The sequence below is a fragment of the Pseudanabaena cinerea FACHB-1277 genome, from assembly GCF_014696345.1.
Taxonomy (GTDB): Bacteria; Cyanobacteriota; Cyanobacteriia; order Pseudanabaenales; family Pseudanabaenaceae; genus Pseudanabaena; species Pseudanabaena cinerea.
The window spans coordinates 1-11,888 of sequence record NZ_JACJPY010000107.1 but is presented as its reverse complement, the minus strand read 5'-3'; the positions used below and the strand labels follow the sequence as shown (position 1 = coordinate 11,888).

Sequence of the window (11,888 nt, the reverse complement as noted above, 5' to 3'; positions counted from 1 at the left end):
CGTTGTCCTGCTTCTGCTTCTGGAATTGCTGGCGGATGCAGTTCTTTGGGTAGCCAAAATCGCGCATTTTTTGCCCAAGCTCCTAAAATTGCTTTTTCGGCAATTTCAGGTTGATCTGGAAAGGGGGAACCGACTTCAACGGATACCATGAGGGCGGTATATTCACCACTAGCGGTTAGTTCTTGCGCGAGGGTGAGCATGGCGGTGGTTTTGCCGACTTGTCGCGGTGCATGGATCACGAAGTAATTACGTTGATCGATCAGTGCTTTGATCTGGGGCATACGCTCTACGGATGAGAGCATATAGTGAATGTCTGGTTGGCAGGGACCTGCGGTGTTGAAGTGTTTTTTCATTGTTTTTTGTGTTAGATATTGCTTGTCTCTAAATACTAGTCAATCTCAATCATGTTTCTGACTTGCTCTTGAGTTACGTTTCCATCTAGTAACTGGTCAAAGAATGAGTTAAGTGGAACTTCAATAATAGTTTTTTGAGATCTAATAGGATGAGGATCTAGTTTTCGGCATAATGATTTAGCCTCTCCATAAACAGAGGAATCCTTTTTAACAAATTCAGGATCTGATTCACGGAACGTCATTAGATAAATGAGTGCAATTAGAACATCTCTAAGATAAGACTCATGCTTAGATACACTACCATTCAAGCTATTGCAATAAATTATAAGACTGTTGAAATGTTGTTTACAGATATTTGTAACTGATAGATCTTTAAAATCCATATACCACATTAGAATTCTGGCATAACCCCACAAATAGATACCATTTGTATAAAAGGCTGTATTCCCATCCTCAGTAGTTCTATAAAACAAGTTAAAATAATCGATCTGGCGAGATTGCGTGCAAGCTGTTTTTGCGGCACTTCGTAATCTTTCATCCCATTGTCGTACATCTCTTCTAGATAAAATATCTATGCCATGTAAAAAGTCTAGATCTGCAAATTGAGTCATTGCATAGCTGTCACCAATAATTAATATTAGGCTAGAATGGCTTTTGTTAATTAACTTTTTTGTGTTTTCATCATCATTTTGATCAAAAGTAAGCCGAGGAAAAATACTTGAGAACGATCTGGCTATAGATTGATAAATCTCCAATGTATCTCTTAATTCATTTTGAATTTGAACAAAATTAGGTGATGTAGTTATAAGAACAGGTGATATTTTATCTCTCCATTTTCCATTTGGGAGTTGATATTTAATCTTGACAGGTAATACTCTATCTTTCCATTCAGATCTAAAATTAGATATTTTCTGAGCTATGTCACGCCTCGATACTATATTGCGAGCTATAGAATTAGCAAAATTTCTCAATGCACTAATGTAATTTAATTCATGAATTATTTCTAAGCCCCTGTTAGATTTTTCGGTACGTGATTCAAGAATCTGCGCCATTGGCAAGAAGCCTGATGTTCTTGAACTTTCAATAACTGGGTGTTCATAATCAACTAATTTAGAATGAAGAACACGATTTTGGTTATCTAAAACTTCTAATTTAGGAGTTATTCCAGGCTTAGTCCGAAAACGAATTTTAATTTTGACATCGTTATTTTCTGTCTCTTGGAAATACTGATTTTCTATGAAATAAGATTGCTCTTTATCAGTCTCACTACTAATGAAAGGCTCACCATTAATCTTAAATTGTAAATTTACAGATTTTATAGGCAAAGTAAATTCTCGCTCTTCCTTACCATTTTTTAGATAGGAAGCATATTGAATTTTTTCTTGCTCACCTTCATAACAATTAATTGATGGCAGGCTAATTTCTATGGTTTCTTTATCTCTTGCCACAAAGAAGCTGATGTTATCTAAATGTTGACCATATAGAGGGAAGTTCTTATCGATTTTTTGTTGCCAAATCTGACTGAAAATATTTTGAGAGGTATCCACCATCACAGTTGAAAATTGTTGTTGTAAGTCTTGTTTGAGTATAGGTAATTGGATGAGGCTGCTGACTAGAGCGAAGTTATAGGAATTAGAATTTTGGGTAATTATATTTTGTAGTTCAGGAATTGGGAGATTTTTGCAAACTATCTTTTCTAGTTCGCTTAAGTTGAGATTATAGGGATAGAAAGTGTCACCAATTTCAATGATCATGGGAATGCGATCGCTAGAGCATTGAGGAATAATTTTTTGAAATAGATTAATTTTTTGAATATAGCTAAAAATAGCTATTATATTTTCTAGCTCAATACCTGACTCAATACCTAAATCAGAAATGATTTTACCAGCTAGATCATAGCAAATAGTGTCGTAAATAGTCTCATAGGATTGTGATAATTTTAAGCCATCATATTGACTCTGAGAGCGTGTATCAATAATGGGGATTTTATAGATTGAATTGGAGGAAGATTCAAACCTGAAAGGAATAATTTGTGCTGGTGTGAAGCTGTCAAGATCGTATATTACTAATGGTTTGTCAGAATTTGTCAATGTTGTTAATTGTGAGGCATAGCTCCAATATCTATAGACATTGGCATAAAGATATTGAGGAACATCAAACGATCGCATTTTTAGTGAATTTGCTTCTCTGACAATAAATATTTGGTCATCGCGTTGATCATCAATGGTAAAACCAATGTGGGATATCGCTTGAGATAAAGACTTAGTGCGTAAACTGAGGGTTTGCGGCTGGGCGATCACTAGGGCAGGAACTGGCAGAAATGCTTGTGATAGATGCTTTTTACAAAAGTCTCGATAGGTATTTGGTAAAGACTTAGGATTGGGGATTAGCTTGGCAACATTTTCACCAAATAGATGGGCATATTGGCAGCATTCGAGATAGGATTCGAGATTGATGAGTGTAGTCATAGCTGGTAATAGAAGGTTTGATAAATAGATTGATTAGGGAAATTACAAAAAGAATTAATGAAGGTTTCTCAGTTGCTGATTAATTTGAGCAATTTCTTGAGGATTAGTTGTTTTATAAGTCAGGTTTAGAAAAGGATCTCGGCTGATGGCAAGGTCTTGGGAACCGATATAGGCAACCTGAGAACCGATAATAACGATCTTAGCGTGCAGGTTTTCGATTTTCCTAGCTGGTAATCCTGCATTATTATAGCTGCCAAAATAGATGCGATTGTTTGAACTTCTGAGTAAATTGATTTGCTGTGGCGGTGGATTAAGATTGCGGGTATAGATGCGTACTTCCTCTCCTGCAAAATTTTGGAAAAAGTTGGTGACATCTCTTATATATTCTTGATGATTGAGAAAGCGATCGCTTATAGGCAGTGGTGTATTCGTTCTACGGCGGCTAGTAACTCGTAATTCTAACGCATTTGCTAAGGGCATCGTTTCAGCATCGGTTTCGTTTTTCCATAGATGACGGAAGTAGTCAATTAGGAACTGATGCTCTGATGTACTATGCCATATAGTTCCCGCTTCGCCATTGCGTCCCAGACTGCCGCCCGTCAAGTTGCAGGAACCCAGATAGGCGCTATTTTCGCTAATGTAACTTTTAATATGGAAGTTACCACCTCTAAAAATGAGTCCTGCATCTCTTAAAATTAATAAGCATTCGCGCTTTTGGCGATCGGAATTGGCATATTCGGGATCAATTTCTACCCGTCCAACCATATTCGCATCTACACGATTTTGGACATTATCGTTAAACTCGGTAAGAATCCAGATTGGGATTTTCTGTGCTTTGCGAGCAAGCATTTCAGCGATCTCTAGATCTTCAATACGATAGCTGCAAATCATCAAGAATTTTTTTGCGTTTGTAATCAGATTTTCGATAACTTCACGACTAATTTTTCTGCCAATCGCAAATTCTGTTTTTTCTGAAGAATTAGCAAAAGAAAGATTAGGAATTTCATGACTGTTTGGTATCGTTTGAGAATATCTAGCGCGATAGGCTCTCACTAAACTCTGTGCTTGTTCCGTAAACTCTTGGGGTTGGGGCTTTTGTAAGTATTTGATGGCTTGTTGTAAATCTGTTGGTAATTCACGAAGCTGCACCAACGCCGTACAGTTGTTAGATAAAGGTAGACTGATAGAGAAGTCAGAACTTAGAGTTTTTAAAGCAATATGCAAAAAATCAAGATGACGGGTTTGGATAAATTGCTTTAGTTCTTGGATAGCCTCATTTTTAATGGTTTGCAATCGTTGATTAGTCGGGTTCTCAATTGTAATCCTATAAGTATCGATAGCCCGATCGCCTGTATTTCTTACAGGAATTTGAGGGTCATCAAAGGAAAGTGGCAATCTAAAATTCTGTGGTAATTGGGTAGTGGTAAATTGACAGGAAAATCTTTGCACGTTTGAGTCAAAATCTGAATTTGTCGGATTTTGGAGCAATGGACATAAAGTGCGTTCATTCATTAATGGTAATCTTAATGGCGATCTTGCTGAATTATATTGCAGTAAATGTGTGAGCGTATGCTTTGGCAAAAAGCTTAACCCAAATGATTGATGGATGGTTGCTATTTGATATTGTTTTTGCTGGGTAGCGATCGCTTGTAAATCAGTTAGTAAATCTGCGAGACTTGAGTTTTGCGCTGCAAGGTTAGAATTTCCATCTTGAGGAATCCATTCATAATAGCCCGTCACTTTCCAAATAATCTTCATAGGTTTATCCTCTTTGTTGATTTGTTTCAATGATTGTAATGTCACGCACAAAACTAGAATTAGCTATTAAATCTCGCCATATATTTTGCTCCTGATAATATTGGCGATCGCCCCAAAATTTAATTTGATGGCTAGATCTGGTAAGAGCTAATCGCAAATTGTTTAACCTGAGATTAGTCACATTGGATCTATTATCTTCGCTTTGGTCTGCATCTTGATCGCAAATTACCCAAAGACTATCGCATTGCCGACCGTGCCAATCATCAATATTGTAGATTTCTAAATTGGAAACTTGTGGTGTTTTCTCCACTAAACGTTGCTTTAGTTGTTGAAGTTTTTGATAAGTGATTTCGGTGAACGTTAGTACAGAAGGAAGTACTCGCGTCTTATTATGAAGAATGTTCGTAAGTAAATTCTCAAACGTTTGTTCAAATTGTAGCGAATTCCTAACATCATACCAAATAATTTGTGGATTTCCTTGCCTTGCGGAATTAGATTTTTGTGTCGTAGCTGTATAAATAAGCGGGGTATATAGCAAAGGGAAAATATGGTGGGCTAAATCTGCATTTAAGCGATGATTTTCAGTAAGTTCAACTCGATAGGAGGGCAAAAGATTATTAAACAATTTCCCAAATAAATTTCTTCTATCTACTAAATCGCCTAAAAAGACCAGCTTTTTCCCTCGCATAGAGATATTTTGCAATTCTTGATCCGTCAGATAATTGCTATCTTCGGCAATCACCAAATCAAATACCAAATCAAGTCCTGAATTTTCCAATCTTGATAAATGTTTGGTAGTGCATAAAATCGGTGCTTGGAAATGGGGCATTACTGCATCTGTCATTTGGTCTAGGGATGAGTCTGAGAGATTTACATAGTCTTGATATAGATGTTCTCTTTGCTGTAGCAAGGCTTTAGATTGAATCAAGCGATGGACTAAAAGCTGTCTTCGTGCTGGATGAATTGAAGGATATAATTCTGCAATAATTTTCGCAATCTTTTCTTCGTTTTGTTCTCCAGTCTGCGATTCCAATTGGTTTAATAACTCTAGCCAAAATCGGCGATCGCGCTTAATTTGTAAATCCTCAAAAAGTTGATCTGATAACCAATGAGGTGGACTAAAATCTAGTTTAGGTGCGGAAAGTCGTTGCTTTAGCCATGTCTTGACAGATTGGCGATAATTTTGATCTTCCGTAACTTCTAGAGGTGGTAATGAGAGTTGGCGATATCCTGTAAAAGTACTAGCAAAAGGAGCAATGATTAAAGTCGAACGTTGATGGGCGATTGCCATGTTTATAGCAGCCAAAGCAATTTCAGTTTTGCCACTAGCGGGATTACCTGCGATCGCCGTGATTGGAGCATTGGAGAGCGCTAATTCTAATGCTGCCATTTGTTTTTGCCGAAAGGGAAAGTTGCCATCATAGGCGGGTAAGTTTAAGGATGTTCGATATGGGATATAGTGATTGGACTGATTGAATACGGTTCTGAGAATTGTTAATATTTCACTCATTTTCTTATCCTCCAAACCAGTTACAGATTAAATTAGATAGCATTTCTACACCTGCTTCTAAACCTAATTTATCCATAGGATCTGGCAGTTTTCCTACTATAATATTTGGAATTTTCTGTGGGATCGAAGTATCATCTGGGCGATTATGCAGATAGATACAGATTGCTTTACCTTTTTGGATACCTTGTATCGCTTGTAGTAGTTGAGGAGTCGGTCTGTACCAGAATAACCAAATTCTATAAGTTCTTGTGAGGGGAGTAGATTGAGGAGAAAAAGTTTGTTTTTCAACTCTTAGTTGTAAATCGCCTAATTTTGGATTTTGGGGTTGGATTATGGTGAAGGTGAAACTACTAGATTGCAAAACACATTGCACCGAGATTGATAATTTTGTCAACTCCTGATACGTTTCATTATTATCTAAGTATTTGCCATAGTTAGGGGTTGATAGAATGTTCACTGAGCTCAAGGGTGAAACATAGCTGCCGTTTAGATTTAGCAAGGCTGTCACAAACATAATCGTAACTACATCCACTAGCAGCGCTTGACGCAAACCCCACATCTTTTCTTTTTCAGTACGCCGTTTGAGATAGTCGAGATAGGCTTGATAGAAACTGCGATAAATGGGATTTTGTTGTAAAACATAGTTGGGTTTCACGGCAAAGAGAGCAGTACGGGAAATTGACTGTACGCTTGGTTCTTGGCGGAATCGATCAATTGCTCTCTCCAAAGATCTTGCTTCATCGTGATCGCGATATTCTCGACAGTCTAAATGGAGTAAATCACAAAAGCATTTCAGAAAGCGATTCTCAGCAGTCTCAAAGCTTTGATAGCGCTGGATACCCATCAGTTGCTGTCTTGCTCCTGCTTTTTCAGCAGCATTATTTCCAGGGCGGCGTACATAATCCCGCAAGCAATAAGCATCCATTTCTTGAATTTTCGCAATGGGAACCATTTCGGCAGTACGGGTTAATTGCGATCGCAGTTTGGGGGCAATTAGTTCTAATTTATGACGCAATTCATAACGGCGATTAAGTGCCAATACTAGAGGTAATCTAGCATCTTGTTGACTAAGCTCTTGCAAAAGTTCAGGAATTTTGAGTAAAGAGCATGATGCTTTTTTCTGATTTTTGTGTTTACCAAGCAGATGATCAAACAGCCCAATAAATAAACCAATAGCCTCAGAGGTGTGGCGATCACATTTTCTGCCTAACTGCTGTTCTAACTGTTTGACTTTATCTTCATCGGTACTAATTTGGGTTTTATCTAATACTTCATCGGCTAAGTCAAAATTAATCTCTAGACCAGATTTAGTAATCAAATTAATCGGCTGACTAATCTTTTCAGAGTCTTGATGCTTTTCCCACTCTTCAATTTTGACAAATGGAAACCCAATCTCATAAACACGAGACTGACGTTCCATCAGAAAGGGATAGTGTTTAGGAAGTTCATCACCATCATCAAGAACTAAAAAAGGGCGATCGCTGCCTCTGAGTTGCAAAGGCGTTGCTGCATTCAGATCATATGGCTGATTCTGCAAATAATCTGCTAAATGGCGATAAAGGCGCATGATAATTTACCTAATAGTTTACCTAATTGTCTGTTCTGATTTAGGCTAAACCTGTTCCTGTGGATAAACCATTCCCTTCCATTGGAATTGTCCATATTGCCCACGCCGCGCTTTTTCAAATGCTCTATTTAGGGCATCATCCCCCAACTCTTTCAATAAATCCTCCATTTTATTTAATGCCTCACGGTGATCTTCTATCATCACGCCGCGCAATTTTGGCAATAGCTTCTGTCCAAATTGATCGGCGATCGCTAGTTTCACAATCGTCTCATCCTGATCTGCGTTGGGGTAGTTAGCCACATATTTAGCAAAAGCCTGAAATACCCGATGGGCAAAGGGACGACCCAGTGAGTCCATAATGTCGTTGGCGCGATCAACATATTCTTTGACTAATTCTGTTGCTGCCGAGTTAGGGCTAGGCTGTTTTGTCCATACTTGGTTAAAGGTTTCCCAAGTCACATATTCTGTGGGAGTTGCTGGTTTTGATTGATTACCATCACGCAACTTTAGCTCATGTGGTTTACCAAAGGTCAAGACATTTGCCCGATCTAACACCTTGTCTGAAAGCGATTGAGTAGTTTCATCTTCATTCATCGTTCCCACGAATAAAAACTGCTCTGGAATTAGAACTTGTTTTTGCTCGGCTGCCAATTTGAGACTACCCGCATCTACCTCCAAATATGTTTTTTTATTTCGTCTAGTTTCTAATTTAGAAAGGAAATCACTAAAATAATATTCAACCTTTGCCAAGTTCATCTCATCTAGCAACACCATAACCATTCGACCCTTCAAGTCATTTTGTCGTTCATGTTGATATAGATATTGCATCAGTGGTGTGGGTTTATACTTTTTCTCAATGTAATTATAAAAACCCTGCAAATCCTGCGGCGAATCCCAACGGGGTTGCACAGGCAGCATTACCAAAGGCGCACCGATAAACTCCGCATAGGCTTGGGGCAGTTCGCTTTTACCCGTGCCACTGATCCCCGCCAAAATCACCAGAGCCGAAATATCCTGTACCTTTAAAGAGGTATGAAAAGCATTGATAATGCGTTCAGGGAAAACCAGTCCTTTTGCAGCTAAATATTGCTTGAAATCAGACAAAAACTCCTGCTCGCTGCTAAATGTTCGTTTTTGATGGGCATCAACTTTAACTTTCTCTTCCAACGCTTGAAATGCTTGCTTAATACCACTTTGAGCTTCTTCGTAATCATTCTTGGCTTGACGAATCTTTTCTTCAAGTTCCCTAAGTTTCAATTCTTGCGCCGCAATTATTCTGTTTTTGCTAATAATTTCAGCTTCTAAAATACTCTTCTCAGAATTTAATTGTTCAATTTGACGCTTAATAGAGTTTAATTCAGAAAGCTTGTTACGCTTATCAGCTTCTAGCCTCTCAATTTCAACTCGCAGATAATCTGCCTGTTGCGCTCTTGTTGCCAGCTGATCGATTTCTAATAAAATGCGATCGCATTCCTGTTGCAGTCGCCGCGATTCAGCCTCCAAATGTAATTTTTTCGCTGACAAGGTTTCCTCATCTCGCTTTAGAGCATCGTAAGTACTCCGAAAAAGCTCTAATTCCGCAGCTTGTTGATTAAGTTGCCCCACTCGTTCTTTTAGCTCTTTGATCTCCTCTTGCTTCTGTAAAGACTGCGCCGCTAATTCCTGTAAACCATCACGCAGTTTTTCCCGTTCGGCAATAGTTGCCCCAATCGCCTTTAATTGTCCAATACTTTCATTGATCTGCGTCTTTAAAGCGGCTAGTTGCTGTTGTCGTTGCTCCAACTCTTCCAAATTAGGTGGATTTTGTTGAATGCGTTGCACCCGTTCTTGCAATTCCTGTTCTTTGGCTTGTAATTCTCCAATCATTTGCGATAGCAGATCATGTTTGCCCTGTAAAGCCTCTAATTCGCCATTAACTCCTAGCGATCGCCTAACTCGCTCCACCTCCTTCTTAAAATTATCCCGTTCTGCCTCAATCAACTTGCGCCGATTATCTTGTCCTTGCAACACCAAACTGGATGCTGCATAACCGCTTGTCCCAGTAGCAATGGCAGCTACACCAGACTGCAAAAACGATCCCCCAGCAGCGATTACGATTGCCCCAGTAACAGTACCCGCGATCGCAGGTAAAAACGAGGCAAGGTTGTTTGTAGAAATAGTCATTACTCGATAAATTGGTACTGAGTAAAATTATTATAGGCTATTTTGGTGTAAATTTCCTGTGTCTTTTTCTTTGTGAATCAATTTTTAGATATCAATAAATTTAGCGATCTCACATTGTTGCAATATAGTAATTTTAGCAACTCACCCCCGAATTACCGTAACCACCCTACCATCTGGACTCTCAACAATTGCGGTCGAAGGGGCGATCGCTAAACTTTTCAACTGAGATATACAGCGATCGCCCATCCATACTTCAAATTTCATCAGGATTGATTCCCATTGACCTGAGATAATTCGCTAGTTTTTCTTTTTGTTGACGCTCTTGCAGCTTTTGCTGGCGCTCCTGTTGAGCAATTAAACTTTGTTGCTCAGCGATCTTCTTTTGTTGCTCAGCGATCGCCTCAGCTTGTTGAGAGCGTTCTTCAGCCGTGGGATATCTGACGCAATCGCGATCGTACCAATAGAGCCAGTCACGCTCCCAATTGCCACATATACGGCGCTCACAGCCAATACCTAAGCCAATTTCTGGCATCCATACGACCTTACTAGATTCTGACAATAGCGTAACCGATGGCACTAATTCATATTTACTATCAATTAATTTATAGACTTCCAAAGATTCATGTTTTTTATAACGTCCCCTCCGACCACTTAAAGAGTTATAAACCACATAATACAGAATTCCCAGTTCCTGATATTGAGTCAGTTTCTGATCATATTCACCGTTATATGCCTTAGAAATGACTTCTAGAGCCAAAATTGGTTTTACTTCTTCCTGCCACAAGACATAACTCAGCCTTCCTCCTTCATCCTTGAGACGCGGCACACCAATTGCTAAGAATCCATCGGGGACAATTGCCTTAGACTTCTTCGGTTCTTCAATATTTGCTTCGTAGTAGTAGCACATATCCACACCCCAAAACCAATCTTGGCGATCGCTCCAAATCGACTGCAATAAATTCAGCAGCATATTCGGAATAATATTTTGAAGTTCATTATCCACAGGCGTTTCATCGGAATCTGGCAGATCTTCCGCAGTCGGCAGTTGACGGTATTCAAAAGGTATTGTCACCATTACTTTTGACAGATTACTTTTGTTTGGTTGTTTCTGATTATAGCAAAGCGATCGCCGCATACTCGCTAACAAATTAGCCCCGAATTACCGTGATCTTTCTACTATCTGGACTCTGAGTAACTTCTGTAAAAGTGCGATCGCTGACTGGCGGCAAATTGGGGCGGCGATCAAAAATTACTAGCCAACCCGTATCCAAATTCAATCCCGATAGATATTTATCCAATTGCTTTAGTCCTTCCGACAATGGATCGGGTCTGCCCTCGCGCCATACCTTTAGTTCCATTCCCAAAATCACATCGCCATACCGTAAACAAATATCCATCCGCCCAGAACTGATCGCATATTCTCTCTCTAACGTACCACCACCATTGACCACGCGATGCAAAAAAGCCATTAATACCAAGTGCGGCGCAATCTCAGGATAGGGCGTACTTTTAAATAAAGGTTCTCCATGTTGCCGCCAAAAATCGAGAAAAGAATCTAGCAAAGCCTGTGGATTTAAATCGCCACTGGAGTCTAGCCATGTGGGATAAACCGATGTTAAAGAAGCGATCGTGATGGAGGCTAGTACTTTAGGAATGACTTCGCGATAGATTGGATTGGCAATTTGAATTCCACCTCTAGCATCACGGCTACACAATCCCAAATCGAGAACATAGCGCAAGTCATCTTCGGCGAGATTAGGTAACTGTTGTCCCGATAGGATCGGTTGAATGATTGCCCTAACCCGATCCTCTCTTAATCTTTCTGCAAGACTATCCAAATGAGTGTCTTGTCTCTGAATCAGGATTTCTTTGGCTTGATTGATTAGCTCCACCGTAATCGGAATCGCAGGATCGGGAGCCATATATTCGGTAATTTCCTTAGCGATCGCATTGACTAGCCAAGGTTGTCCTTGTGTTAAATGGAATGCTAAGTTAACCGCTTCTTCCGTAAATATTTGTCCAGTAGCTTCAGTATGTTGATGATAAAGTCTTCTCACTTCATCTTGATT

At 39.3% G+C, this 11,888-nt stretch carries 7 protein-coding genes and 2 pseudogenes; all 9 read right to left on the bottom strand.

Annotated elements, in window-relative coordinates:
- A pseudogene (locus H6F44_RS20410) lies at window positions 1-353 on the bottom strand (ATP-binding protein); the annotation flags it as partial.
- Window positions 354-388: 35 nt separating this feature from the next.
- Window positions 389-2,821, bottom strand: coding sequence for a hypothetical protein (locus H6F44_RS20405; RefSeq protein WP_190352933.1), 2,433 nt, complete (start codon window positions 2,819-2,821; stop codon window positions 389-391).
- A gap of 54 nt (window positions 2,822-2,875) precedes the next feature.
- Entirely contained in the window at window positions 2,876-4,579 is a 1,704-nt protein-coding gene (locus H6F44_RS20400; protein ID WP_190352932.1) for a phospholipase D-like domain-containing protein, read from the bottom strand.
- Between the two features lie 4 nt (window positions 4,580-4,583).
- Window positions 4,584-6,089 (bottom strand): DEAD/DEAH box helicase family protein, encoded by a 1,506-nt coding sequence (locus H6F44_RS20395; RefSeq protein ID WP_190352931.1) that lies wholly within the window; start codon window positions 6,087-6,089, stop codon window positions 4,584-4,586.
- A gap of 4 nt (window positions 6,090-6,093) precedes the next feature.
- The gene (locus H6F44_RS20390; protein ID WP_190352930.1) at window positions 6,094-7,656 is read right to left on the bottom strand and encodes a DUF2357 domain-containing protein; all 1,563 of its coding nucleotides are present in this window, start codon (window positions 7,654-7,656) and stop codon (window positions 6,094-6,096) included.
- A 45-nt stretch (window positions 7,657-7,701) separates the two neighbouring features.
- A complete protein-coding gene (locus H6F44_RS20385; protein WP_190352929.1) occupies window positions 7,702-9,819 on the bottom strand; it encodes an McrB family protein in 2,118 nt (705 codons plus the stop codon).
- A 141-nt stretch (window positions 9,820-9,960) separates the two neighbouring features.
- Window positions 9,961-10,083 carry a hypothetical protein gene (locus H6F44_RS23660; protein ID WP_277874144.1) on the bottom strand — a complete coding sequence of 41 codons (123 nt, stop codon included), beginning with the start codon at window positions 10,081-10,083 and terminating at the stop codon, window positions 9,961-9,963.
- Window positions 10,073-10,894 carry a Uma2 family endonuclease gene (locus H6F44_RS20380; protein ID WP_190352928.1) on the bottom strand — a complete coding sequence of 274 codons (822 nt, stop codon included), beginning with the start codon at window positions 10,892-10,894 and terminating at the stop codon, window positions 10,073-10,075. Before H6F44_RS20380 ends, H6F44_RS23660 begins: the two co-directional genes overlap by 11 nt.
- 73 nt (window positions 10,895-10,967) lie before the next feature.
- Window positions 10,968-11,888: pseudogene (locus H6F44_RS20375) on the bottom strand (ATP-binding protein); the annotation flags it as partial.

Bases quoted from the DNA above. Each gene is read 5' to 3' on its own strand.
- H6F44_RS23660 (WP_277874144.1), bottom strand. From the start codon at position 10,083: ATGAAATTTGAAGTATGGATGGGCGATCGCTGTATATCTCAGTTGAAA.
- H6F44_RS20400 (WP_190352932.1), bottom strand. From the start codon at position 4,579: ATGAAGATTATTTGGAAAGTGACGGGCTATTATGAATGGATTCCTCAA.
- H6F44_RS20405 (WP_190352933.1), bottom strand. From the start codon at position 2,821: ATGACTACACTCATCAATCTCGAATCCTATCTCGAATGCTGCCAATAT.
- H6F44_RS20385 (WP_190352929.1), bottom strand. From the start codon at position 9,819: ATGACTATTTCTACAAACAACCTTGCCTCGTTTTTACCTGCGATCGCG.
- H6F44_RS20380 (WP_190352928.1), bottom strand. From the start codon at position 10,894: ATGGTGACAATACCTTTTGAATACCGTCAACTGCCGACTGCGGAAGAT.
- H6F44_RS20390 (WP_190352930.1), bottom strand. From the start codon at position 7,656: ATGCGCCTTTATCGCCATTTAGCAGATTATTTGCAGAATCAGCCATAT.
- H6F44_RS20395 (WP_190352931.1), bottom strand. From the start codon at position 6,089: ATGAGTGAAATATTAACAATTCTCAGAACCGTATTCAATCAGTCCAAT.